At 59.0% G+C, this 25,332-nt stretch carries 23 protein-coding genes and 2 tRNA genes; 16 read left to right on the top strand and 9 right to left on the bottom strand.

The window, feature by feature from the left end:
* The first annotated feature begins 43 nt into the window (after window positions 1–43).
* Window positions 44–1,333 carry a M18 family aminopeptidase gene (locus E0D86_RS12615; protein ID WP_131650373.1) on the top strand — a complete coding sequence of 430 codons (1,290 nt, stop codon included), beginning with the start codon at window positions 44–46 and terminating at the stop codon, window positions 1,331–1,333.
* Between the two features lie 40 nt (window positions 1,334–1,373).
* Here the strand turns inward: E0D86_RS12615 and E0D86_RS12610 are convergent, their stop codons facing one another.
* Window positions 1,374–2,336, bottom strand: coding sequence for an NAD(P)H-quinone oxidoreductase (locus E0D86_RS12610; RefSeq protein WP_131650372.1), 963 nt, complete (start codon window positions 2,334–2,336; stop codon window positions 1,374–1,376).
* Between the two features lie 286 nt (window positions 2,337–2,622).
* Between E0D86_RS12610 and E0D86_RS12605 the strand changes: the two genes are divergently transcribed.
* Together E0D86_RS12605 and E0D86_RS12600 are read left to right on the top strand one after the other, a co-directional pair.
* Entirely contained in the window at window positions 2,623–4,719 is a 2,097-nt protein-coding gene (locus tag E0D86_RS12605) for a carboxy terminal-processing peptidase (protein WP_131650371.1), read from the top strand.
* A gap of 99 nt (window positions 4,720–4,818) precedes the next feature.
* A complete protein-coding gene (locus tag E0D86_RS12600) occupies window positions 4,819–6,615 on the top strand; it encodes a bifunctional diguanylate cyclase/phosphodiesterase (protein WP_131650370.1) in 1,797 nt (598 codons plus the stop codon).
* On the opposite strand, the gene E0D86_RS12595 is transcribed toward E0D86_RS12600, so the two are convergent.
* The 5 genes from E0D86_RS12595 to E0D86_RS12575 form a co-directional block, all read right to left on the bottom strand.
* Complete coding sequence (locus E0D86_RS12595; RefSeq protein WP_131650369.1) at window positions 6,582–7,049, bottom strand: tetratricopeptide repeat protein; 468 nt, start codon at window positions 7,047–7,049, stop codon at window positions 6,582–6,584. The genes E0D86_RS12600 and E0D86_RS12595 overlap by 34 nt on opposite strands.
* Entirely contained in the window at window positions 7,050–7,445 is a 396-nt protein-coding gene (locus E0D86_RS12590; RefSeq protein WP_131650368.1) for a hypothetical protein, read from the bottom strand.
* Window positions 7,427–7,747, bottom strand: coding sequence for a helix-turn-helix transcriptional regulator (locus tag E0D86_RS12585; protein WP_131650367.1), 321 nt, complete (start codon window positions 7,745–7,747; stop codon window positions 7,427–7,429). Before E0D86_RS12585 ends, E0D86_RS12590 begins: the two co-directional genes overlap by 19 nt.
* 121 nt (window positions 7,748–7,868) lie before the next feature.
* Window positions 7,869–8,357, bottom strand: coding sequence for a YkvA family protein (locus tag E0D86_RS12580; protein ID WP_131650366.1), 489 nt, complete (start codon window positions 8,355–8,357; stop codon window positions 7,869–7,871).
* 458 nt (window positions 8,358–8,815) lie between these two features.
* Window positions 8,816–9,262, bottom strand: a complete 447-nt coding sequence (locus tag E0D86_RS12575) for an Hsp20 family protein (protein WP_131650365.1) — start codon at window positions 9,260–9,262, stop codon at window positions 8,816–8,818.
* 112 nt (window positions 9,263–9,374) lie between these two features.
* On the opposite strand from E0D86_RS12575, the gene E0D86_RS12570 reads away from it, so the two are divergent.
* Window positions 9,375–10,121: an SDR family oxidoreductase gene (locus tag E0D86_RS12570; RefSeq protein ID WP_131650364.1), complete on the top strand. Its 747-nt coding sequence runs from the start codon at window positions 9,375–9,377 to the stop codon at window positions 10,119–10,121.
* On the opposite strand, the gene E0D86_RS12565 is transcribed toward E0D86_RS12570, so the two are convergent.
* From E0D86_RS12565 to E0D86_RS12555, 3 genes are all read right to left on the bottom strand, one after another.
* Complete coding sequence (locus E0D86_RS12565; protein ID WP_131650363.1) at window positions 10,118–11,092, bottom strand: tRNA-dihydrouridine synthase; 975 nt, start codon at window positions 11,090–11,092, stop codon at window positions 10,118–10,120. The two genes, E0D86_RS12570 and E0D86_RS12565, sit on opposite strands and share 4 nt — an antisense overlap.
* An 82-nt stretch (window positions 11,093–11,174) precedes the next feature.
* A complete protein-coding gene (locus tag E0D86_RS21625; protein ID WP_256681202.1) occupies window positions 11,175–11,468 on the bottom strand; it encodes a hypothetical protein in 294 nt (97 codons plus the stop codon).
* Window positions 11,469–11,499: 31 nt separating this feature from the next.
* Entirely contained in the window at window positions 11,500–11,814 is a 315-nt protein-coding gene (locus E0D86_RS12555; protein WP_256681201.1) for a hypothetical protein, read from the bottom strand.
* Window positions 11,815–12,224: 410 nt separating this feature from the next.
* Between E0D86_RS12555 and E0D86_RS12550 the strand changes: the two genes are divergently transcribed.
* The 12 genes from E0D86_RS12550 to E0D86_RS12495 all read left to right on the top strand — a co-directional run bounded on the left by E0D86_RS12550 (window position 12,225) and on the right by E0D86_RS12495 (window position 25,251).
* Window positions 12,225–12,301: transfer RNA gene (locus E0D86_RS12550), tRNA-Met, on the top strand.
* A 169-nt stretch (window positions 12,302–12,470) separates the two neighbouring features.
* A tRNA-Met gene (locus E0D86_RS12545) sits at window positions 12,471–12,547 on the top strand.
* 722 nt (window positions 12,548–13,269) lie between these two features.
* Window positions 13,270–14,043, top strand: coding sequence for a hypothetical protein (locus tag E0D86_RS12540; RefSeq protein ID WP_177493049.1), 774 nt, complete (start codon window positions 13,270–13,272; stop codon window positions 14,041–14,043).
* A 68-nt stretch (window positions 14,044–14,111) separates the two neighbouring features.
* On the top strand, window positions 14,112–15,293 hold the full coding sequence (locus E0D86_RS12535) for a DegT/DnrJ/EryC1/StrS aminotransferase family protein (protein ID WP_131650523.1): 1,182 nt from the start codon (window positions 14,112–14,114) through the stop codon (window positions 15,291–15,293).
* A gap of 23 nt (window positions 15,294–15,316) precedes the next feature.
* On the top strand, window positions 15,317–16,843 hold the full coding sequence (locus E0D86_RS12530) for a lipopolysaccharide biosynthesis protein (RefSeq protein ID WP_256681200.1): 1,527 nt from the start codon (window positions 15,317–15,319) through the stop codon (window positions 16,841–16,843).
* Window positions 16,844–16,849: 6 nt separating this feature from the next.
* The gene (locus tag E0D86_RS12525; RefSeq protein WP_131650521.1) at window positions 16,850–17,773 is read left to right on the top strand and encodes a glycosyltransferase; all 924 of its coding nucleotides are present in this window, start codon (window positions 16,850–16,852) and stop codon (window positions 17,771–17,773) included.
* A 57-nt stretch (window positions 17,774–17,830) separates the two neighbouring features.
* Complete coding sequence (locus E0D86_RS12520; RefSeq protein ID WP_131650520.1) at window positions 17,831–20,041, top strand: polysaccharide biosynthesis tyrosine autokinase; 2,211 nt, start codon at window positions 17,831–17,833, stop codon at window positions 20,039–20,041.
* Between the two features lie 19 nt (window positions 20,042–20,060).
* On the top strand, window positions 20,061–20,801 hold the full coding sequence (locus E0D86_RS12515) for a WbqC family protein (RefSeq protein WP_131650362.1): 741 nt from the start codon (window positions 20,061–20,063) through the stop codon (window positions 20,799–20,801).
* 55 nt (window positions 20,802–20,856) lie between these two features.
* Entirely contained in the window at window positions 20,857–21,360 is a 504-nt protein-coding gene (gene rfaH, locus E0D86_RS12510) for a transcription/translation regulatory transformer protein RfaH (protein WP_131650361.1), read from the top strand.
* Between the two features lie 33 nt (window positions 21,361–21,393).
* Window positions 21,394–22,653, top strand: coding sequence for a glycosyltransferase family 4 protein (locus E0D86_RS12505; RefSeq protein WP_131650360.1), 1,260 nt, complete (start codon window positions 21,394–21,396; stop codon window positions 22,651–22,653).
* Complete coding sequence (locus E0D86_RS12500; RefSeq protein ID WP_131650359.1) at window positions 22,598–23,932, top strand: hypothetical protein; 1,335 nt, start codon at window positions 22,598–22,600, stop codon at window positions 23,930–23,932. Before E0D86_RS12505 ends, E0D86_RS12500 begins: the two co-directional genes overlap by 56 nt.
* Entirely contained in the window at window positions 23,929–25,251 is a 1,323-nt protein-coding gene (locus E0D86_RS12495; protein ID WP_131650358.1) for a hypothetical protein, read from the top strand. Before E0D86_RS12500 ends, E0D86_RS12495 begins: the two co-directional genes overlap by 4 nt.
* Window positions 25,252–25,332: the final 81 nt, after the last annotated feature.

The following is a 25,332-nucleotide window of genomic DNA, read 5'->3' as shown; positions in this document are numbered from 1 at the left end:
ACCAATGGGATAGACTTTTCAGCCTTGCCGTCCGGAGCCCCCCATGCACGAAGAACTCAACCAAGGCCTGATCGATTACCTCAAGGCCTCGCCAACGCCGTTTCACGCTACCCGCAGCCTTGCGTTAAGCCTTCAGGCAGCCGGCTACAAGGCGCTGGATGAAAGCGAGACCTGGCATACCGAGCCAGGCGGCCGTTATTACGTCACCCGTAATGACTCGGCGATCATCGCCTTCCAGCTCGGCACAAAATCCGCCATCGAATACGGCGCGCGCTTGGTTGGTGCTCATACCGACAGCCCCTGCTTACGAGTCAAGCCGCAACCGGAGCTGCAGCGTCAGGGTTTCTGGCAGTTGGGTGTGGAAGTTTACGGCGGCGCCTTGTTGGCGCCCTGGTTCGACCGCGACCTATCACTGGCTGGCCGTGTCACTTATAGCCGCGACGGGAAGATCGAAAGCCAGCTGATTGATTTCAGGCTGCCCATCGCCGTGATCCCAAGCCTCGCTATTCACCTGAACCGGGACGCCAATCAAGGCTGGGCGATCAATCCGCAGAACGAACTGCCACCGATCCTGGCGCAGATCGCCAGCGAAGACAGCCCGGATTTCCGCGCCTTGCTGGCGGATCAGCTCAGCCGCGAACACGGCCTGGTCGCCGATGTGGTGCTGGATTTCGAACTGAGCTTCTACGACACCCAGAGCGCGGCGGTCATTGGTCTGAACGGTGAGTTCATCGCCGGCGCCCGACTGGACAATCTGCTGTCCTGCTATGCCGGACTGCAAGCCCTGCTGCGTGCTGGTCCGAACGAGACTTGCGTACTGGTCTGCACGGATCACGAAGAAGTTGGCTCGGCCTCCATGTGCGGCGCCGATGGTCCCTTCCTGGAGCAGGTACTGCGTCGCGTCCTGCCCGAGGGCGAAGCGTTCCAGCGCTGCATCAACCGCTCGCTGCTGATTTCGGCCGACAATGCCCATGCGGTGCACCCGAATTACATCGACAAGCACGACGGCAATCACGGGCCGAAACTCAATGCTGGCCCGGTGATCAAGGTCAACAGCAACCAGCGCTACGCCACCAGCAGCGAAACGGCCGGCTTCTTCCGGCATCTGTGCCTGGAAAACGAGGTATCGGTACAGAGCTTCGTCACGCGCAGCGACATGGGTTGCGGCTCGACCATCGGCCCGATCACGGCCAGCCAGCTGGGCGTACGCACCGTGGACATCGGCCTGCCGACCTTCGGCATGCATTCGATCCGCGAACTGGCCGGCAGCCAGGATCTGGCGCATCTGGTCAAGGTGCTCAGCGCCTTCTATTCGAGCGCCGAGCTGCCCTGACTCGGAAGATCCAGGCGAGCCTGCGCCCGCCTGGATTCGCTCACTCGAGGCTCTCGTCGATGACGAGCGCGACCTTGCCCGAGACTTGATTGCTAGCCAACGCAGCGAAGGCAGCTTCCACATCGCGGATCGGGAAGCTGCGCTCCAGTCGCGGCGAGAGGGTTTTATCAGCGAACAATGGCCAGATCCGCTCATGCATGTCCGCGAGCAGCTCGGCCTTGTCATCGGCGTTGCGACTGCGCAGTGTCGAGCCGATCAGTTGGATGCGCTTGGCCAGCAGGGCCGCCAGATCCATCTCTGCCTTGCGCCCGCCCATCATGCCGATGATCACCCAGCGCCCTTCGGTTGCGAGCAGCTGCGTATTGAGCGCTACGTACTTGGCGCCGACCGGGTCGAGAATCACGTCGAAGGGACCGAAGTCGCGAAGCGCTTCCAGCGAATCATCGCGCAGCACGCCGCCCCTAGCGCCCAAGGACTCGCAGTAGCCCAGGCGTTCCGCCGAGCCGACGCTGACCCAGCACGGGCTGCCGAACGCCTTACACAACTGGATGGCAGCCGAGCCGACACCGCTGGCGCCGGCGTGAAGCAGGACCTTCTCGCCCGGCTGTAGTGCGCCCAGACGGAACAGATTCAGCCACGCAGTAGCGTAGACTTCCGGAATCACGGCAGCCTCCATCAGCGAAAGGCCTCGCGGCACCGGAAGGATATGACGGGCATCGACAACCACTTCCTCAGCCATGCCGCCGCCAGCCAGCAAGGCGCAGACTCGGTCGCCTATACGATGAGAAACGCCGGACCCTACCTCACTGATGACACCGGCACACTCCAACCCCAGGATATCGGTCACGCCCGGTGGCGGCGGATAATGCCCGGCACGCTGCAACAGATCGGCCCGATTCAGGCCGGCAGCCGCCACCCGAATCCTTACCTGCCCATCACCGCACACCGGAGCGGCGCGCTCCACCCACTCGACCTGCCCCTCGACGCCTTGCAATGCCTTCATGCTGCCTCCATAGTGCTTAACACCTGTGCCCGCTCCACCGTTACTTGCCGGCGATGCAGGCCGCTGATAATTGCTGCATCAGACCATATGGCTATCCCTTACCACGAATTGCCGATTCGGTATGGCGTGGCGCCGGGGTTAGCCTGCCGGCTGATGCGATCTCTGTCGCGGCGTGTTAGCCGCCAGGTACCATCGGGCTGTTGTTATTCCGTCGGGCGGATGCCGCTCGACGCCTGATTGATGGCCTAATATGCGTTATTACCCAGCCTCGCGACGCCCCTTCGAAATGAAACGATCATTGACCGCCGGTTTTCTGGCCCTGCTGCTAGGCCTTCAGGCCAACACCGCCCTGGCCAAGCCAGCCGACGGACATGACTGGGATTACCTGCAGCCCGACCGTGATCAGGTGATCGCCAGCCTCAACGTGGTCGAACTGCTCAAGCGCCATCATTACAACAAACCCCCGCTTAACGATGCCCGCTCGGCAAAGATTTTCGACAGCTACATCGCAATGCTCGATCCGTCGCGCAGTTATTTCACTGCGGGAGATCTTGCCGAGTTCGAGGGCTGGCGCAATCAATTCGACGACTTCCTCAAGAACGGCAATCTTGAGCCCGGCTTCGCGATCTACAAGGTGCACCTCGAGCGCTTGCAGAGCCGGCTCGAATACGCGCGGGGCCTTCTGAACGAAGGCGTGAACAGCTTCGATTTCACCCTGGACGAAGAGTTACTAGTCGATCGTGAAAATGCCGCCTGGCCCAAAGACGAAAAGGAACTGGACGATCTATGGCGCAAACGCGTCAAGGACGAGGTTCTGCGTTTGAAGATCACCGGCAAAGAACCCAAAGCTATCGAGGAGTTGCTGACCAAACGCTACAAGAATCAACTGGCGCGTCTGGAGCAGACCCGTGGCGAGGATGTATTCCAGACCTATATCAACGCATTTGCCCAGTCCTACGATCCTCACACTCAGTACCTGTCGCCCGACAATGCAGAAAACTTCGACATCAATATGAGCCTTTCCTTGGAAGGCATCGGTGCCGTGCTGCAGAGCGACAACGAGCACGTCAAGGTCGTGCGCCTGGTCCCGGCTGGCCCCGCAGAGAAGAGTAAGCAGATTGTCCCTGCCGACAAGATCGTCGGTGTCGGCCAGGGCGACGAGGAAATGGTCGACGTGATCGGCTGGCGCCTCGACGAAGTGGTCAAGCTGATCCGTGGTCCGAAAGGATCGGTCGTTCGCCTCGAAGTCATCCCAGCGAGCAACGCACCAAACGATCAAAGCAGCAAGATCGTCGCCATCACCCGTGAAGCAGTGAAACTCGAAGAGCAGGCAGCGAAGAAATCAGTGCTCAATCTTGAGCAGGACGGCCGTAACTATAAGCTCGGAATCATTGAGATCCCCGCGTTCTACCTTGATTTCAAGGCCCTGCGCGCCGGAGACAAGGACTACAAGAGCACTACCCGCGACGTGAAGAAGCTGCTGACAGAGCTGAAAGACGAAAACGTGGATGGCGTCGTCATCGATCTGCGCAATAACGGCGGTGGATCGCTCCAGGAGGCGACGGAGCTGACTGGCCTGTTCATCGATCAGGGCCCGACGGTGCTGGTACGCAACAGCGATGGCCGTGTCGACGTGCTTGCCGACGAGCAGCAAGGCGCGTTCTACAAAGGTCCTTTGGCCGTGCTGGTTAATCGGCTGTCAGCGTCGGCATCTGAAATTTTCGCTGGCGCCATGCAGGATTATCATCGCGCCCTCATCGTCGGTGGCCAGACCTTCGGCAAGGGCACCGTGCAAACCGTCCAGCCTCTCAATCATGGAGAGCTGAAGCTGACGCTGGCCAAGTTCTATCGTGTCTCCGGCCAGAGCACCCAGCATCAGGGCGTGATCCCCGATATTTCTTATCCCGCCGAAGTCGATACCAAGGAAATTGGCGAAAGCGCCCTGCCGGAAGCGCTGCCGTGGGACAGCATCCGCGCTGCGATCAATCCCGATATCAATCCGTTCAAACCATTCCTCGCAGAACTCAAGGCGCGCCACGAAGCACGCACGACCGAGCACCCTGATTTCGTTTTCACCCGTGATCGCCTCGCGCTCACACAGGAGCTCATGCACGAGACGAGTGTCAGTCTCAACGAGGAGAAGCGCCGGGCGCAGCAGGAAGGCATCGAGAAGCGGCAACTGGCGCTTGAAAATACGCTGCGCAAGGCCAAGGGCGAGGAGCCGCTGGCCAAACTCGAACGGGAAGATGAAACGATCCCGGTCATTGAAGAGAAAAAGGTAAAGCCAGAGGACGATGCCTACCTTTCGGAAAGCGGCAGAATTCTGTTGGACTATCTGGGGCTACAGGACGCAATGGCTAGAAATACCGCCGTAGAGCGATAGCCACTCAAGATGTCATTAAAATGACATCATCGAGTAGTGAAATACGAAGGGTCGCCACTGTGCGGCCCTTCGCATTTCTATGGCCAACACGAGATCACCATGACCGTCACCGAGCAGTTGAGCACGCTGGATAACATCCTTGCTCACGGCGACATCACCAGCCTTTTCCAGCCTATCGTTTCACTTTCCGAACGGCATATTCTCGGTTACGAAGCGTTGACTCGCGGCCCGTCCAACACCGCTCTGCACTCCCCCATCAATCTGCTCGCGGCCGCACGACATGCCGGTCGGCTCAACGAACTCGAAATGACCTGCCGGGAAAATGCTTGTCGCCGCTATAGCCAGCAGAATCTACGAGGCAAGCTGTTTCTCAACGTATCGCCGGAAACACTGCTGGAGGCGGCCCACAAACCGGGCCGAACCCTGGAGCTGCTACAGAAATACCGCATCCCGGCGGACAGGGTCGTGATCGAGCTTACGGAGCAGACCCCCACGGAAGACTTCGAACTGCTCGATGCCGCACTGCATCACTACCGTGACATGGGTTTTTCGATCGCGCTCGATGATCTCGGCGCCGGCTATTCTGGACTGCGCATGTGGTCGGAACTGCGCCCCGATTACGTCAAGATCGATCGTTATTTTATCGATGGCATTCACCGGGACGCCGTCAAACGCGAGTTTGTCGAATCCATCATGAAAATCGCCCGAGCCTCACGCGCCCAGGTGATCGCCGAAGGCATAGAGCTAAGCGAGGAGCTCCGGATACTTTCGGACATGGGGGTCGATCTGGTTCAGGGGTACTTGTTGGGCCGACCGGAAGAGATACCGGCTATCGATGCAGCGGTGCTGCTGCCAAATATAGGGGATCGTGATGATACGCTGGACGAGAACCAGCCGGACCTGTCTCCACTGGTACTGAAACAAGCCGCGGTTACCATCTCCTGCCCGATAGGGGACGTGCTGGAACTGTTCCGCCTGCAAGCGAATCTGAATTCGGTCGCGGTCCTCGACGCGATGGACACGCCAGTAGGTGTCGTGCATCGAAGCCTGCTCTCTGACGCCTTGCTCAAGCCCTTTGCAACCGACCTGCTGGCGCGCAAACCCATCAGTAGATTGATGAGCGATGACTTTCTCGCCGTAGAGCTTGGCCAGTCCCTGCAACAGGTCAGCCGGCTGTTGACCTGCCGAGCACGACAGCGCATCGACGAAGATTTCGTCATCACCCTCAACGGTCGCTATCACGGCCTTGGCAGGGTCATCGATGTGCTGAGGCTGATTACCGAGATGAAGGTTCAGCAGGCACGCCATGCCAACCCGCTGACGCTGCTACCCGGTAATGTACCGATTCAGCAATGCCTGACGCGACTGCTGCGGCAACATCGAGAGGCGGTGATCTGCTACGTCGATATCGATCATTTCAAACCCTTCAACGACCTGTACGGGTACGCCAAGGGTGACGAGGTCCTGCTATGTCTTGCTCACTGCCTGGATGAACAGATCGATTCGAGTCGTGACTTCGTGGGTCACATCGGTGGGGATGACTTCATGTTGGTGATGAGGTCCGAAGACTGGTCAGCGAGAATCAGCCGGCTGTTCGACACATTCGAGCGACGCTGCCGATCCTTCTACCGCGACGATCATCTGGCCGAGGGTTGCTTCATTGCCGAAGGGCGGCAAGGCGGCCAGCAACGCTATCCCCTACTCTCTCTTTCGATCGGCGCGGTCCTTCTCAAGTCAGGGCCAACCCCCGAAATCGACGCCGCATCCCTCGCCGTCCTGGCCTCCGAAGCCAAGCGTCAGGCCAAGCAGGTAGCGGGTTACAGCCTGTACACGATCGATACGGAACGGCGGCCGTTAGGCGATCAAAGGCCGTGTTTGGCGGCGCTGGCTCTGTAACGTTCAGCCTCTTGCCGATCAGGCGCCAATCCATGCCCGCCCGCCTTGTACAACTGAGCCAGACGGGTCGTGGCTAATGGATGTCCGGCCTCGACGGCGAGCTTCCACCAATGCGCCGCCTGGGCTCCGTCCGGGCCGTGTTCGGCATCCTCACTGAGGGCGATCACGCCCATCTGGTAAGCAGCCTTGGCATCGCCTCCTTCGGCGGCCAGGCGCAACAAACGTATACCTTCCCGTCTTGCACCATAACCCTGCCCTCTGAAAAGCAGGATGTGCCCGTAAAAGCTCTGCGCCTTCGGATCACCTATCGCGGCCATACGCGAAAACTGACCCTCCATCCAGCGCCACAACTCTGGCTGCTCGACAGCCCACCGCATGCTCAACAGTTTGCGTGCGGTCAGATAACCGGCACGCGCCCGAACCTTGTGCAGCATTTATGGCGCCTCCGGATAGTCGAATTCGAACACGCGCGCGACTTCGCCTGCATGCCAGGAAGCAGCAGCTGCGCCATCGGTAGGACCTGCAAACCGCCCAAGACGAGCGGCGCATTCGAAGAAACCCGTTCTGGGCAAACGGCTGGCACCTTGGCTGATCACCAGTGCGCTGCGCAACGGTCGACCAGCGCGTGCGTCCAGTGTCGCCAAGTACTCCAACGCAGCCGTCAATGTCTGCATCGCTGGCGTGGGTAACTGGAGGCGCTCGACCAGCGCACGATAAGTCACCAGATGACGCTGCCGTCGAGCGGCGGTCAACTCATCCAGCAACGCCTGCCAGTGCGGGCGGCTGATGCGAATCGACGGCGCGGCGTCTTTCAAGCTTCCGGCTCCCATCCTTCGATCTCCATCGCACGGGCCAGGGAGCGGCGTATGGGGTCACCGGGATCACGCTCGCCGCTTTCGATAAGGCCAAGATAAACGGGGCTGATGCCTACGGAACGCGCCAGCGTCTCCTGACTCATGCCCTTGGCTTCGCGCATCGCCGACAATTCGCTGAATTTCGGTAAAGCAATCGGAGCCTCAGCGCCCGCCTGGGCAGTGCGCTCATTACGTTCACTCAGCAGCGCCTGATATTCATCCCAAGGCAGCACGGCGTACTCTGGCACACCGTCACGCATGATGACTTGAACACTCATCCGCTACCCCGCTCGTTTGTCCGTGAATGAAAGCGGATCTTAACAGCCTGAGAACGGTTTTTTAGCCTACGGGCACGCACTAAAGAGTGAAAGCGTGGCCGCCCATAGCAGCACGAAAGGATTAATCCCTTGATGTATCGTCTCGGAATCGGGCGCTGCGCGCATGGCTAACGTCGTCCGCCATTGGCTCATCTACCGAAGGGAGACGATCGATGTCAGCCTGCACATCAACTGGCTGGCTGTCTCTCCAATCGCGGAATGCCTGCAGCTCGCCGGACCATTTGCGCATGACCCATCCCAGCACCGCGAGATCGTCGATGAAGCCAAGCCCGGGAATCCAGTCCGGTATGGCATCCATCGGTGAGAGGAAGTACAGCAGCCCAGCCACTGCGGCGATCAGCGCGGGTCTGCTGATGGCTCTGTACTCGCCCCGCCACCAGGCCACACATAACGCCTGCAGCAAGCCCAGATCGTCACGCAGACCTTTCATAAGCCCGCCACGTGCCGAGCGCTTGCGAGCGACGGCAAGCAGCACCATGGGTAACCGCCCGCGGGCGAGTACGCGTTGCGCTATGGGCAAATAGCGGAAGAATTTCCAAGGGAGCTTCATTGAATACCTCCTGCAAAGCCGCGCCATAGAAGCATTCGGCAATTATCCACAATTCCTGTGGATAACCTTGTGAACAGTTCTTGGATGACTTCCCCAAACGCCCGTCTGACGCGGCCTTCAAACAGATCGATGGGTTTTTGTTCAGCGAACATAAATCCTTAAAAATCAGCAACTTAAGAATGTCCAGAAATTTCTTTAGCAGTGACGGTGAAGCCGGTGAGTTACGTTTCCTGGAATGTGCATAACCGTAACATGTCAACGCTTTTTTAAGGCAATTTCGGCTTCTCAGGAGTAGACAAAATCGCCTGATCGTTCTAACAGAGACAGCCCAGCGATCCTCTATGTTCAAGCCGAGCAGCTGTCTTTCCGGATTGAATCAAGCGCGCCACGAACGAAAACCCCGCCGAAGCGGCGGGGTTCTCCATCAGTCAACGAGCGGCAATGCGACCCTGTGCGGGTTACGCCTCATTCAGAGCCAGGCGCTCACCGTTAATTGGAATGCGCTTGGGCTTGGCTTCCTCCGGGACCACGCGCTCGAGCTGGATGCTCAGCAGGCCGCTGTTAAGTGCTGCGCCTTTGACCTCTATATGATCGGCGAGACGGAACGAGAGCTTGAACGCACGCTGGGCAATTCCCTGGTGCAGATAGGTGACGTTCTCGCCACTGCTCTCTCGTTTGCCGCCGCTGATGGTCAGCACGCCACGCTCGACCTGCAGGTCCAGATCGGACTCCTGGAAACCGGCGGCTGCTACGATGATGCAGTACTGGTCATCGCCGTGCTTTTCGACGTTATACGGTGGAAACGAGCTGCCCGCGTCGTTGCGCAGGGCCGACTCGAACAGATCATTGAAACGATCGAAACCAATGGATTGGCGGAAAAGCGGAGCCATGGAAAAACTAGTCATTTGTATCTCCTGATATTCAGCGAGTGGTTACTACAGGACCCGAATTCGGCATCCTGTGTAGCCCTAAATAGGAACTGCCCCACCCATTTCAAGACCATTCGTCGGAGTTTTCATGTCCAGAGTCATGCTGATTACAGGCAGCAGCCGAGGCATCGGTGCGGCCACCGCCAGACTCGCCGCAGCCGAAGGCTACGCGCTGTGCCTCAACTTCTATCAGCGTCAAGATATCGCGCAGCAGTTGCTCGAGGAGCTTCGAGGTGCCGGCGCTCACGCCATCGCGGTAAGAGCCGATATCGCAGACGAGGCACAGGTCGCCAGGCTGTTCGCCACGATCGACAAGGAATTCGGCAGGCTCGACGTTCTGGTCAATAACGCCGGCATGCTGGAGCGGCAGATGCGCCTGGACGAGATGGATGCGGCGCGGCTGGTGCGGGTGTTCGCAACCAATGTGACCGGCAGTTTCCTTTGTGCGCGCGAGGCGGTGAAACGCATGTCTACCCGCTATGGCGGCAACGGCGGCGCCATCGTCAATGTCTCTTCGATTGCCGCAAAGCTCGGCGCACCTAACGAATACATCGATTACGCGGCCGCCAAGGGCGCGATCGACAGCATGACGCTTGGCCTGGCGAAAGAAGTTGCCGCAGAAGGCATTCGGGTCAACGCGGTGCGGCCGGGCGTGATTCGTACCGAGATTCATGCCAGCGGTGGCGAGCCGGGACGCGTTGAGCGCGTCAAGGCCAGCGTGCCCATGGGGCGCGGCGGTGACGCTGAGGAAGTGGCTGAGGCGATTCTATGGCTGGCCAGTGAAAAAGCCAGCTATACCAGTGGCGCCCTATTGGACGTCAGCGGCGGACGCTAGACGACCGCCTCGAACTCCGATGCCTTGTCGGCGATGCCCAACAAGGCATCGAGTCGCTCACAATCGTCGACCCGTCGAAGCTGGGCAAACAGCGCAACGGCTTGCGGGTAAGTTCGGGTCAGCATGGAAAGCCATTGCTTGAGACGCCCGGGTGCGTAGCGCGGAGATATCTTGCGGCGCGCCTGCAACCAGAAGTCAGCGAGCAGCGGTTGCAGATCTTCCCAGCTCATCGGCTCAATCTCCGCGCCATGCTTTGCAGCATTGATCTGGCGCGCCAGGTCAGGCCGACAGACCAGCCCACGCCCAAGCATGATGTCTTCGACGCCGCTGATTTCGCGGCAACGGCGCCAGTCGTCCAGCGACCAGATATCGCCATTGGCGAACACAGGGATATTCACCACATCCTGAACCCTGGCGACCCATTCCCAATGCGCAGGCGGCTTGTAACCCTGCAACTTGGTTCGGGCATGCACGACCAGTTGCTCTGCACCACCATCCACCAGGGCTCTGGCGCAATCGAGCGCGCCTTCCGGACTGTCGAAGCCCAGCCGCATCTTGGCCGTGACCGGGACATGCGCAGGCACCGCCTTGCGTACCTCGCGCAGTATCGAATGAAGCAGCTCTGGCTCTTTGAGCAGAACAGCGCCGCCACGAGACTTGTTTACCGTTTTAGCCGGGCAGCCGAAGTTGAGATCGATGGCAGGCGCACCGAGGGTACAGGCAAAGGCCGCATTGTCGGCCAGGCAAGACGGATCCGAGCCCAGCAATTGCACACGTAACTGGGTGCCGGCGCGAGTCCGAGCGCCGTTATCGAGCTCGGGTGCAAGCTTGCGGAAGCTGGACGGCGGCAACAGGCGATCCGATATTCGAATGAACTCGGTCACGCACCAATCGATACCGCCGACACCCGTCAACACATCGCGAAGAATCTCATCGACCAGCCCTTCCATGGGGGCCAAGGCAATTTGCATCAGAAACAGCCCAATCGAAAAAGGAGCGCATTGTACGTAGCCCGACAGCGCTTAGAAACGCCCGGAGCGTGCCGCCTGGCGACTACTGGTCTGTATCTTCGCGGTCTCCAATGGTATCGGTACCGGTCGTTGCGCCCATGCCACCCGTGGTGCCGGTGGCTCCCGTGCCCATGGTGCCCAACGCAGGCTCATCATCCAACCCTTCGCCATCATCCGTTGGAGCGTCCCGCTCATCCCGCGCGCTCCCAATATCGGATGATGGCTGCTCTATCGCTTGGTTACCGGTGGTAGACGGATTGGACAGTTCAGTGTCAGCCAAGGCAGCGCCGGAGGCGAATATCAGGCCAGCGATCATCAAGACAAGTGTGTTCGACATCGTTGCTCTCCCGTTTCATCGATTCAGCCAGTCAGTCGTCATCGCGATCACGATCGCCCAGGGTGCGGCGCGGGCGATGTTCCATATCGGTGTCGTTATCACCGTGACCCGCTTCGTCGTAGATCTTTTTTTGCCGCTCCTTGCGCTCGACGCGATCTGCCCCGGGCTGCTCGGGTAGTCGCTGGATTCCTTCACCGACGCCCATCGAGCCGTTACCCAGAGAACGGTCGACCGCCCCCGTGTTTTGTGCCAACTCGATATCAACGGAATTGGCCGATGCGGCAGCTGCGCCGATCGCGGCAAGCCCAGCCACGAAGCCAAGCGTGATTACCAGACAGGTCTTCATATCTCCTCCTTCAAGAGTCGCGGCAATCGTTAGGCAACCCTCAGTGCGAGCCGTGCGCCGCCGAGCAGCATCACTGACCAGCGGCAGCGGAACCGTCCATCCAAACCCGGGTCCCAACTACAGAGGCTGATGTCAGGTTAGAAAGGAATCCAACAATGATTACTCCCGCACTGGTAATTCTTTTAATGATCGTCGGCTGGAGCACTGCCGCATTGGCAATGCTTTGGGGAATGCTGCGAATCGCTCGTTACCATCAGAAGCCCAGCCCGAGCGCTCCACCGGCCCGGCAGTTCCCGGCCGCTACTGCGAAACCAGGTATCAGCGTTTCGCTAAGCGCTTGAAGAAATAGGCGTTCTCCTAAATTAGGCCGTGACATGGCGAACCAAAGCTGTAGAATGCCGCCCCACAGACGCGGGATGGAGCAGTCTGGTAGCTCGTCGGGCTCATAACCCGAAGGTCGTCGGTTCAAATCCGGCTCCCGCAACCAAATACGAAAAGGCCACTCTCTGAGTGGCCTTTTTCGTTTCTATGTCCTGTCACTTGCGTAAAGCAACGTCGCTTGCTGAGCGCGCCGCTAAATAACTGAATAGAAACGCTTTCTTTTCGGCTTTTAGCTTGACAGCGTCATGCCAGCCTGTAGAATGCGGCCCCACAGACGCGGGATGGAGCAGTCTGGTAGCTCGTCGGGCTCATAACCCGAAGGTCGTCGGTTCAAATCCGGCTCCCGCAACCAAATACGAAAAAGGCCACTCTCATGAGTGGCCTTTTTCGTTCCGCCTCGCTGAAATCCCCTCCTCTCTCCACTTAACCTCGCGACCTTCGCTTGCTTAGGTTGAGTTCAGTCTCACGTTCCATTCTTTCCTTTTAACTTTTCCACGCCAAAAATTTATAGGCCGTTCGGCTTAGTTCCGAAGATGGATGACTTCAAAAGAATAGTTATTGACTCGGTAACCCAAGGCACTTTTATCCTTTTGCCTATCAATGGATTACGACAGACAGGCCGAAAACCCCCAAAAAAAAATTTAGTTTCCCATCTTGACTGCCGTCAGGTTCTGAATGATAACTAGGTCACACAAACGAGACAGGACGTTTCCTCGAGTGGCAAGCCAGACAGAACCCGGCATTGCTATTAAGTCCGCAGGGATAGCATCTCCGTAACAGCTAATTTTTGCTGTTCTGCGTTAACAGTTATTTCTCTTTATTGCTTCTCTCGAAACCCAGCCGAGTGCGGTAGCTTTGCCTGAAAGCCGCGCTATACGGGCCGCCCCAAGGAGTAGACGCCTGCGAGAGATGGCAAGCCAAATGGCGGCGAAAGCCTGCAATGGCGGTAGCTTTCCTAATAAGAACAGGCAGCAAAACCTCATATCTGGATAATTGAAGATTTCGCGTACCGTTCAAATAACAATTTAACTTTCAATCGCCGTACTCATATATTTATCCAAACCGGAGCTGATCGTGAATACCCTGTTCCGTAGCATCGACATCGAAGCGTATCAATTGATTGCCAGGGAAATGAGCGTCAAGGGAAGCTCCTGCATTACCAACTTCCTTACGCCCGAACAATTAATCTCATTACAAGAGCACATCCGTAATTATGCCGACAAACATAAAGGCCAATACTTCGCGCACCATGGTGGAGTTGAGATCGAAAGTTCTCTATTGGGCGTTCTAGGCGCTGCGCCGGAGTTCCGGCAGATGCTTGAAAGCATTTATCAGGCGGGCATCGGGAAAACTGCGTACAGCGATGAGATTCTTAAGGTGTTGCGCTGCGTGCAAGGGGCTTCAGGGCGTCGTGAGTCCAATTGCTTTCATTACGATGCAAGCCTTGTAACCGTACTGTTGCCCATCGAAATCCCTCAGAACGGGAATGATCGTGGTGATTTGATCATGTTTCCCAATCTCCGCCGAGCACGCTCGAATGTTCTGTTCAACGTGCTGGAAAAAATGCTGTTGCAGAATGCGCTGAGCCGAAAGGCGATAACCACAGCCATTCGCCATCATCTTCTGAAGCCCGAAAAGCTGCAGCTGATTCCGGGCAATCTGTATCTGTTCTGGGGCTACCGGACACTGCACGCCAACGAGCCCTGCGACCCCACCAGCCGCCGGGCAACCGCCATATTCCATTATGGCGACCCGCACGCAGGCAGCCTTGCGACCCGGCTGATTCTCAAGCTCAACCAGCGTCGCGCCCGTCGCGCGACCGCGCTCGGCACGCAGCCTACCGCATGACCGAACCCGGCCTCGGCCAGAGGTTTGCGCCTATCGATCTCGACGTGACTACCGATAAGGACATCGCGATGATCAATGTCACCAAATCCTTTCTAGGTAACAAAGCCAAGTTTCTGGGCTACGTCGACAGTATCTATGCGTCCGGCTGGCTGACCAATCACGGGCCGCTGGCCACCGAACTGGAAGATCGCCTACGCGATTACCTAGGTGTCCGAAATATCATCCTCACCAATAACGGCACCTTGGCGTTGCAGATCGCCTATCGGGCATTGAACCTGTCCGGCAGCGCCATCACGACCCCGTTCAGTTTCGTTGCGACCACCAGCTCGCTGCAGTGGGAAGGTATCCGGCCAATCTTCGCCGACATCGACAAGGCAAGCTGGAACATGGACCCGCAGGCTATAGAGGCGCGGATCGACAGCGACACCCGCGCAATCGTCGCCACGCATGTCTTCGGTAACGCCTGCGATGTGGAAGGCATCGCGCGCGTCGCCGAGCGGCATCGGCTGAAGGTCGTCTACGACGGTGCCCATGCATTCAGCGTGCGCTACAGGGACCGCTCGGTACTCCACTGGGGCGATGTCAGCACGCTCAGCTTCCATGCAACCAAGCTGTTCCACACCATCGAAGGAGGAGCCATCGTCACCAATGACGATGCACTGGCGGCAAGGATTCGTTTGCTATGCAACTTCGGAATCGTCGACACAGACACCATCGACGGTATCGGCATCAACGCCAAACTCAACGAGTTCGCTGCGGCCATGGGCCTGTGCATCCTGGATGACATGGCATTGATTCTGGAGCAACGGGAGGAGATCGCCAGGCGCTACGAAGACCAGCTGGGCGATTACTTCGACCTGCAGCACCAGCAGCCGTACTCCCAGCGCAACCATAGCTATTTCCCGATTGCCCTGGCGAACGAAGACCAGTTGCTGCGCTGTCGGAGGGCGCTGAATGCCAAGGGCATCAACCCCAGACGCTACTTCTACCCTTCGCTGGACACTCTCGGCTATCTGCAGCCGCAACCGCCGCAAATGCAGTCGAGAACCCTGAGCCGTCGAGTGCTGTGCCTGCCGATCTATCCAGGCCTGCCGCGGCATATCCAGGACACGGTTATTCAGACGCTGGTGCAAGAATCTTCGCGACGCAGCCAGCGGCAAACCGAGCGCTTCTGGCCACAGGCCAACGCTACCGACTTGATGGAACAGCGTTTCAGCCTGCCCGATTCTGGGTTCAAGAATATTTATTGATTCATTAGCGGCGGCCCGACTACATGTCTGATCGAAAGCTATCGATGATTCGCAACACCGGCCTGAGTTACGCCGGTCAGGCGTACGCCCTGCTCATCGGCATTCTCGTTCTACCCTTCTATCTCGGGCATCTTGGTGCTGAAGCCTACGGCTTGATTGGCTTCTTCGCGGTGCTACAGGCCTGGTTGCAGCTGCTAGATGCGGGGCTGTCACCGTCTCTGGTCCATCGGATTGCGCACTATCGCGGGCGGCTCGCCAGTGGTGCGCAGTGCTACGAGCCCGGACAACTGCTGCGCTCGTTCGAAATCATCTTCTTGCCATTGGCAACACTGACGGTTTTGAGCGTTTATTTCTCCAGTGGCTGGATCGCCCACCAATGGTTGCAAGCGCAGGAGCTGAGCACGGACACCATCGTTCAGTGCATCAGCCTGATGGGTCTGATGGTCGGCCTGAAGCTGTACGCCACTCTTTATAAGAGCGGCCTACAGGGCCTCGAACTGCACGCATGGCTGAACGGCGCCAACATCCTGATAGCGACGCTGCGCTATTTTGGTGGCCTGTTTCTGGTGGCCAATGTCAGTCAGAACCCTCTGGACTTCTTTCTGTTCCAGACGGTGGTCGCTCTGTTCGAGACGCTGGTGTTCGCCGCCAAGGCCTATGCGCTGATGCCTAACCCAACGATCCTGACCGGATTCGACTGGGCGGTGGTCAAGCCGGTATTGCCGTTCGCCGCCGGCATGTCGCTCACCTCGGTGCTGTGGATCATCCTGACGCAGCTGGACAAGGTGTTGCTGTCCAACGTGTTGCTGCTCAAGGAGTACGGTTATTTCTCGCTGGTGGCGCTGATGTCGACCGGCATCATGACCCTCACCAATCCGCTGGTGCAGACGCTGCTTCCACGCATGACCATGCTCGTGGCCGAGAACCGGATCGCCGACATGCAGGCGCTCTACCTGAACGCCACGCGATTCGTCTGCAGCCTCTTGTTCCCGCTCTCGGGGGTCATCGCCTTTCACTCCGCCGAGCTGGTCTTCGCCTGGACCGGCGATACAGAAGCGGCGCAATGGAGCCGACTGGTGTTGCCTTGGTATGTGGTCGGTAGCGCGATCATGGCCGTCACCGCCTTCCAGTTCTATCTGCAATACGCCTACGGGCAGCTGCGCCTGCATGTGTGGTTCAGCCTGGTCTCGGCAGCACTCAGCATTCCGCTGGTGGTTTATGCCGCGCTCGAGCATGGCGTTTATGGCGCAGCGCTGGCCTGGTTCGGACTGCGCATGCTGACGTTCCTGATCTGGCCTTCGATGGTGCACAAGCGCTTCGCCCCGGGCCTGCATCGGCAATGGCTACAGGACTTGTTGCGCATCACCGCCATGACGGGCCTGGGTCTGTTGATCGGAGAACCCGTGTTCGTGGCGATCGCGAGCGACAACCGTTTCGACATTCTTCTGGGACTGGCAGTCAGCGGCCTGATCTGTCTGGCGCTGGTTACCCTCACATCCAAGCCCGTCGTAATGCGGCTTTACGTACTGATGACCAAATCGAGCGTCTGAATGGACATGGAACTGAAAAACGAGCAGGACTTGATGGCAGCCTGGGGCAATAGCCGGGAACCGCTGCTGAGCATCGTCTGCCTGGCCTACAACCACGCAGCTTTCATCAGGGAAACGCTGGAGGGGTTCCTCCGGCAGGAAACGGACTTCCCTTTCGAGGTGATCGTTCATGACGACGCCTCGACCGACACCACTGCGGCGATCATCCGTGAATACGCCGCGCGCTTCCCGAGCGTGATCAAGACGATCTATCAGCGCGAAAACCAGTACCGCCAGGGTGTGCCGTTCAGCACGCGGTTGTTTGCACAAGCGCGCGGCAAGTACATCGCCTATTGCGAAGGGGACGATTACTGGATCGACCCGCGCAAGCTGCAAATCCAGGTCGACTTTCTCGAACGACACCGCGACTACGTGATGACGTACCACGATGCGTTCATGTTCGACAGCCAGGGCGTGGTGCGCAGCCCGCACCTGCAAGGCAAATATCGAAGGGACGCAACCGCCCGCCAACTGATGCAGGCGCGCCCGGTCTCCACCCTGACGGTGTGCTTTCGCAATCTGGTGCAGGAGCTGCCGCCTGAGCTGCACGGCGTCGAAGTACTGGATATCTGCTGGTGGTCGTTGCTCGGAGCCCACGGCAAGGGCAAGTTCATCGAAGAGATAAAACCCGCCGCCTACCGCGTGCATGAGGGCGGGATCTTCTCCATGCGCAGCAGCAAGCAACGCATCCAGATGTCCATGCACGCCTATTACAGCCTTGCCCGCTATTACCAGCGGATCGGCAACCAGTCGCTCTACGAGTACTTCATGATCCAGGTCTTCGCCCAGGCGCTGGCATCGATTTCGCCGCTCAGCAAGCTTCAGGCGTTGAGCCAGGTATTCCAGAACGCCAGCCTCAACCTGTTACGCAGGCTGATTCCAGGCGCCTGACAGCGCATGCCTGACACCTGCCGCACCGATGGCGCAATACTCAAGGAAGAATCCGCAATGACTGCCATGGCCCGCTCTTCACTGGAATACGACGAAGATAATCGCATCGACCTGGCGCGTATTCTGCGCGTGGCGTTCGATCATAAGGCTCTGATATTCACCATCACCGCCCTCTTCGCCCTGCTCGGCGTCGCCTATGCCGTTGTCGCTACGCCGGTTTACCGAGCGAGCGCAATGATCCAGATCGAGCCCAAGAAAGCCGGCATAACCGGCGTACCAGAAGCCATACCCCGACCGAACTCGGTTTCCCAGGCGGTGACCGAAATCGAACTGATCAAGTCACGCTCGGTACTCGGGCGGACGGTCGATGCGCTGAAGCTCTACATCACCACTCGCCCCAAATACCTCCCACTTCTCGGCAGCTATATGGCGCGCCAGCATGACCCAGATACGGACGGCGAACTCGCCGCGCCTCTGCTAGGTATGAGCAGCTATGCCTGGGGCGGCGAAAAACTGGACATATTCCAGCTGGATGTACCCGAAGCCTATCTAGGAGAGAAGTTGATCCTACGTGCCGGTAGTGCGGGCGCTTTCAGCCTATATGACGCGGACGAGAAATTGCTACTGAGCGGCAACACCAACGAAGCCGTGCAGCACGAGGGCTTTCGCGTACAGATCGCCGAACTCAAAGCCCGCCCGGGTACGGAATTCGCCGTCGTGCGCAGCCGTCCGCAAACCACCGCACTGGATTATCAGAAGCGCCTCAAGGTGGGTGAAGCCGGCAAGGACTCGGGAATCATCTACCTCACCCTCGAGGATCCGGACGCGGACAAGGCCAATCACGTGCTCGATCAGATCAGCCGTCTGTATGTGCGCCAGAACATCGAGCGCAGCTCCGCCGAAGCAGCACAGCGCCTGGAGTTTCTGCGTTCGCAGGTACCGCTGGTACGCAAGGAGCTGGAAAAAGCAGAAGCGGCGCTCAACGACTATCAGACCAGCGCGCAATCGGTGGACATCAGCATCGAAACCAAAGGTGTGCTGGACCAGGTCGTCGCGCTGGAAGCACAGATCTCCGAGCACGAACTCAAACGCACCGAATACAACCAGCTGTACACACCGGAGCACCCTACCTACCAGACGCTGATGAAAAAGATCGGTCAGCTGCAGGCACAAAAAGCTGCGCTGATGGGCAAGATCGACACATTACCGATGACTCAACAGGAGTTGTTGCGCCTCAATCGCGACATGCAGGTCACGACCCGCACCTACACCCTGCTATTGGACAAGGCCCAAGAGCAGGACATCTTGCGCGCCGGCACCATCGGCAACGTGCGCATCATCGACAACGCCTACTCGGTGGTGGAGAAGCCAGCCAAACCGATCAAGCCCCTGGTCGTACTGGTCGCCATATTCGTCGGCCTGCTGGTGTCGGCGATGGTGATCCTGTTGCGCCAAGTGTTCTATCGCGGCGTAGAGAGCCCGGAGACCATCGAACATCTGGGCATCCCGGTGTATGCCGCTCTGCCTTATTCGGCGAAACAGGAACACCTTTACCGGCTCAGGAAAATTCGCGACGGAAGAAGCAAGCTGCTGGGCACAGCCGATCCGGCCGATTTGGCCATCGAGTCACTACGCAGCCTGCGCACCAGCCTCAAATTCGCCATGCTCGAGGCTCGTAATCAAGTGCTGGTGGTCACCAGCCCGACCCCTTCGGTGGGCAAGTCCTTCGTTTCCAGCAATCTGGCTTCGGTGATCGCCCAGGCAGGCCAGCGGGTACTGCTCATCGATGCTGACATGCGTCGCGGTTATCTCGCCGGCGTGTTCGGCATGGCGCCGCGCAACGGTCTGTCCGATGCGCTGGTCAGCGGGCTGCGTCTCGCCGCGGTCATCAACAAGACCGACCAGACCAACCTGCATTTCGTTGCCAGCGGTTGCAGCGCGCCAAATCCGTCCGAGCTGCTGATGCACGACAACTTCGCCAAGTTGCTCAAAGAGGCGGAGCGCGAATACGACTTCGTCATCATCGATACACCACCGGTATTGGCCGTGACCGATGCGGTGCTGGTCGCGCAACAGGCTGGCACCTGCCTGCTGGTCGCGCGCTATGGGTTAAGCACCGCCAGCCAGATCGAAGCTTCCAAGCGGCGGCTGGCGCAGAACGGCGTATTGCTCAAGGGCGCGATTCTCAACGGCGTCAAGCGTAAGGCCTCGAGCACCGCCTATGAAACCGGCGCTTACGGCTATTACAGCTACTCTCAAAAAGCCTGATACGTGCGAGGGACCTGCCGTGCTCAGAACCGCAGCGATGATGCAACCCTACCTGTTTCCTTACCTCGGCTATTTCCAGCTGATCGCCCACAGCGATGCCTTCGTGCTGGGTGACGACCTTCAGTACGTCAAGGCTTCGTGGATCAATCGCAACAGGGTGCTAGTGAACGGGCAGCCTAAATTGATCACCTTCCCCCTGCGCAAGGGTGGTCAATTCGACCCGATCAACCAGCGTTGGCTATGCGAGGCCTTCCCGCAGGAAGCCCAGAAGCTCTTGAAGACGCTGGAATTCGCCTACGCCCGCGCCCCTTATCACGATGAAGTGATCGCACTGATCCGCGAAATCCTGACGCACCCGGAGCGCAATCTGGCGCGGTTCATCGAACATTCCATCCGCTGCATCTGTGCTTACCTGCAGATCACGACACCCATCCATATCGGGTCGGAGATGGGATTGCCGGCCCGCATGGACAAGCAGGAGCGGGTCATCGGCCTCACGAAAAAGCTGGACGCAGAGCGCTATATCAACCCCATCGGAGGCATGGCGCTGTACTGTCCCGCGCTTTTCCGAGCTTACGGCCTGTCACTGCGCTTTCTGCGCATGGACGACCTGAGCTACCCACAGTTCGGTCAACCTTTCGTGCCTGCGCTATCGATCATCGATGTGCTGATGTTCAACAGCCAGAGCGATGTGCAGGGCCTGCTCAAGCGTTTTTCTCTCGTCGAAGGGATCGAGCAGCAAGCCGCATTGCAGGCATGAACGACATCGACAAAACGGACTTCAGCAACCTCATCTCTATGGAAGGCAGCTTCACATGTCAGCGCTCGGCAACAATCCACACTGGTATCTGATTCAAACCAAACCCCGTCAGGAGATCCGCGCCGAAGAGAATCTCCAACGCCAACACTTCGAGTGTTACAGGCCACACAAGCCAAGCACTTCCGGTGACGGCAAAGCGGACGAAGCGCTGTTTCCCGGTTATTTGTTCATCCGCCTCGATCGGCACATGGACAACTGGTACCCCATCCGTTCGACCCGAGGCGTCGCCCGAGTGGTCTCTTTTGGCAGCGAACCCACACCGGTTCGGGACGAACTTATCGAGCAGCTGCGCCAGCGACTCGCGGCCCCGGCAGAGAAGCCGAAGTTCCAACCTGGCGAGCGTGTACATCTGCAGGGTGGCGGCTTCAACGAACTCGAGGCGATCTTCGTCAGCGACGACGGAGACGAACGTTCGGTGATCCTGCTGAAGCTGTTGCAGCGTGAGCAGAAAGTCCGCGTGCCAACGCGCTATCTCAGCGGTTGCGTCGCGCAGCCCTGACTCACGTGCACCGATGAACTCGGGGTTCCGATCATGAAGATTCTGTTTCTGCACAGCCTGTACGCACCCCATGTGGGTGGTGGCGCGGAAATTGTCGTGCGCCAGTTGGCCGAAGGCCTTCAGGGCCGAGGGTGCGACGTAACGGTGCTGGCCACCGGCCCGGAGACCGGGCTGCATGAGGAAACGCTAGGCGGCGTGCGACTCTATCGCGCCGGCCTGCACAACCTTTACTGGCACTTCACCCAGAGCCGGCCCAACCTGTTGTTGCGCCTCGGCTGGCATTACCGCGATCGCTACAACCGCCGCATGCGCCTGTACGTTCGCGAGGTGATCGCACGTGAGCAGCCGGACGTGGTGATCTGCCACAACCTGACCGGATGGTCGATCTCCGCGTGGGACGAGATCAGCGCGGCCGGTGTGCCGATCGTTCAGGTGCTGCATGATCTCTATTTGTTGTGCCCTAAAGACACCATGTTCAGCAAAGGCCGCAGTTGCGAGCGCCAGTGCGGTATGTGTTCGGCTTTCCGTCAGCATCACGCGGGGGCCTCGGCACAGGTCGCCGCGGTAATCGGCGTCAGTCGCTTCATTCTGGACCGGGTGTCCGGGCACGGGTATTTCAGCCAGGCCAGCCGCCACGTGGTGCATAACAGCGCGACACTGAGCGAGAGCGCACCGCGCACGCCGCGTCATAACCACAGCGGCCTGTTGCGTTTCGGCTATATCGGCACGCTGTCGGAAAACAAGGGCGTGGGGTGGCTGATCGATCAGTTTCAAGAACTGTCAATCAACGCCACCCTGGAAATCGCCGGGCGCGGCAAGCTGGACGATGAAGCGCAGCTGAAGGCAAAGGCCGATCCGGCCAAAGTCCGCTTCGTCGGCTATCAGAATGCCGCCACTTTCATGCGCAACATCGACGTACTGGTGGTGCCTTCGATATGGGCCGAGCCCTTCGGGCTGGTAGCCGTCGAAGCCTGTGCCCAGCACCTGCCCGTCATCGCAACGAACATGGGTGGCCTGCCGGAGATCATCCAGAACAATCTCAACGGGCTGCTCTGCTCACCGGCCGACCCCGACTCGCTCGGCAGAGCGATGCTCAAGCTCTATCTGGACAGCGGCCTGCGCCAGCGGTTATCGCAGCAGGCGCATAACAGCGTTGCGCCATTTCTAGACATGGAACGCATGCTCGATCAGTACCAATCGATCCTGCATGCCGCGCTACACGGCCGGAGAGCCCACGATGACGCCGATTTCACTGATTACACCGCATCCCAGATCGAGCCCGCTGGCGATTGACAAGCCAACCCTGCTGACATTGATCGCGGCCTCGCTGCTGATCAGCGAAACCTTTGCCGGGGCGCTGCGCTATTACCTCGATATCGCCGGTATCTCCGCCCTGCTCTACCTACCAAAGCTGGCTTGTTTGGCAGCAGTGGCGCTCGAATTGCCGCACGCACGAAGCAGGCCCGGCGTATGGCTGGTGCTATTTGCATTGGTGGTTTCGAGCTCGTTCGCGCTACTTCACGGGGCTTCGCTGAGAAACATCGGCTTCAGCTTGTTCATCTATGTTCCGCTGCTGTTCGGGCTGTTCTGCGGCACCTACCTGGAACGCAGAACCGTCCTGTTGGGCTGGGTGATCGGGCTATGTCTGATGGCCTCTCTGCTAGGCATCGCACTGGATATGTTCACCCACGTGCCATGGAAGGGGTACAGCTACATGATGGGCGACGTCGAGGTGACTGCGAACAAATCCTGGGCCTTCGGCAGTACCGACCGTCTCGCCGGATTCGCCCGGATGTCGACCAACCTGGCGGTGATGATCGCTCTGTACAGCCTGTTTCTGGCGGCTTTCCTGCGCTCCCGACTGCTGCGGATGATGCTTTACCCGCTGGCCTTCGGCGCGATCTTTCTCACCACCAACAAGTCCACCGCCGCGGCTTATCTGCTGACGCTGATGATGCTGTTCCTCGCCGGATATCGCATGCCCAGCGCCACGGCGTTTTTCATTGCGGTGCTGACAGGGATGGCATTGCCGATCGCCAGCCTGCTGCTGAACATTCCGCAGGCCGAGGCCTACAGCGGCGGCATGCTTGCGTCCTTCAACGACCGTCTGATCCATAGCTGGCCGAATTTCATTGAGGTGATCACCAACGAAGGTTGGGGTTGGTGGGGTGCAGGTTTCGGTGCGGTAGGCAGTAGTGCAGCGGTCTTTCCACTGGCCTGGCTGGAGCTGCTGAGCATCGCCGACAACACGGCGCTGTATCTCTGGGGAATGCTCGGCGTGTTCGGCGTACTGCTGTATTTGCTGTTGTTCCCGTTGCTGCTGCGCCTGCACGACCGTGGCCCGCGCATTCGTGACGCCCTGCTGGGCATCGTCTTCTGCACCTGCCTGATCGGCTGGGCAACCGATGTATTGGAAGTCACCACCTCCACCCTGTTCCTCGGTATGGCAATCGCCCATGTCCTGACGCCTCGGGACGCGCTTCATCGAGGGACGTACAGCCAGGTCACCACAGCACAACCGCATGGCGGCCTTGAACCGCATGCCTATAGACACAGGGACGAGCGACCATGAGTACCCGCCTCAATTTTTGCCGTCTGGCACTTGTCGCGGCCATATCCGGCCTGGCGCTGCAGTCACCGGCACAGCAGCCGGAAGACCCGTTCATCCTCGGCGTCTGCTCGCATGACCTGCATTTACGTGACAGCCGCAGCCAAGGCAATCAACTGTTGCGCGACGCCGGTATCGAGTCGATACGAACCGACGCGCACTGGGCGTTTCTCGAACGCAGCCGCGACCGGCTCAAGGTGGAGCCGCACTGGTACCGCTATCTCGCCGGCACCGAAGCGCAGGGGCTCGATAGCCTATTCATTCTGGGCTACGGCAATCATTTTCACGGCGACGGAGAAAAGCCGCGCAGTGAGCCGGTACGCGCCGCCTTCAACCGTTACGTCGCCTTCGTCGCGCAGCAATTTCGCGGCCGTATCAAGCACTACGAAGTCTGGAACGAGTGGGACGTCGAGAACCCGATTGATCCGCAATTCACGCAGGACTACGTCCGGTTGATCACCGACGCAGCGGGCATCATTCGCCAGCATGATCCGGACGCCAAAGTGTTGGCCGGCGCGGTGACCACCAAAGGCATCGAATCCGGTTTCGCCCTGCGCCTGATCGAAGCCGGCGTGATGCAATCGATCGACGGCCTCTCGCTGCACCCATACGTACATTGCCGTGGCCGGGGCAAGAACACCCCAGAGGCCTGGATCGAGTGGCTTGCCGACGTTGATATGGAATTGTCAGCCGCCGCCGGCCAGCCGGTGCCGCTGTATCTGACAGAGATGAGCTGGCCGGCCTATCAGGGTTCCTGTGGCATCGACGAAAGCCTGCAGGCCGCTTATCTGGCGCGCAGCTTCCTGCTCGTGAAGACGCTGCCCAATGTGCGGGGCTACTGGTGGTACGACTTGCGAAACGATGGCACCGACAAGCGTGAGCGGGAGCACAACTTCGGCTTGCTCCGTCAGAACTACGCCCTGAAGCCCGCGTATCGGGTGCTCAAGGTGGTCAGCCCGATCATCCAGAACTACCAGTTCCTTGGTCATGTCGACGAACCCAGGAAAGACACCGTTCTGATGCGCTTCGGTAACGCTGAAGAACAGCTTCTCGTCGCCTGGAGCACCGACCAAACACGCTCAATCAGCATTGAATCCGCGGGCCAGGCAACCGGCGCGCTGGAGCTGATCGATACCAAGCATCCTGAAAACGGCCGAACCCAAAGCGACGCGGCATGGAATTGCCCGGCCGAGGCGAACAACTGCACCGCCAATATCGAACTCGATGGATTTCCGAAAATCATCAGCCTCGGCAAGTCCGCTGCGGCTCGCTCCGGCTCCTAGGGTCTGTTGCCGTTTCGTACGCGGCCGCGCCTTGCGGAACGCCGCCCGGCCTGGCGACATTTGGCGCAGCAACGCGGCTCG

The sequence above is a fragment of the Pseudomonas sp. IC_126 genome, assembly GCF_004331835.1.
Classification (GTDB): Bacteria; Pseudomonadota; Gammaproteobacteria; order Pseudomonadales; family Pseudomonadaceae; genus Stutzerimonas.
This window is presented reverse-complemented; position numbering and strand designations above follow the sequence as displayed.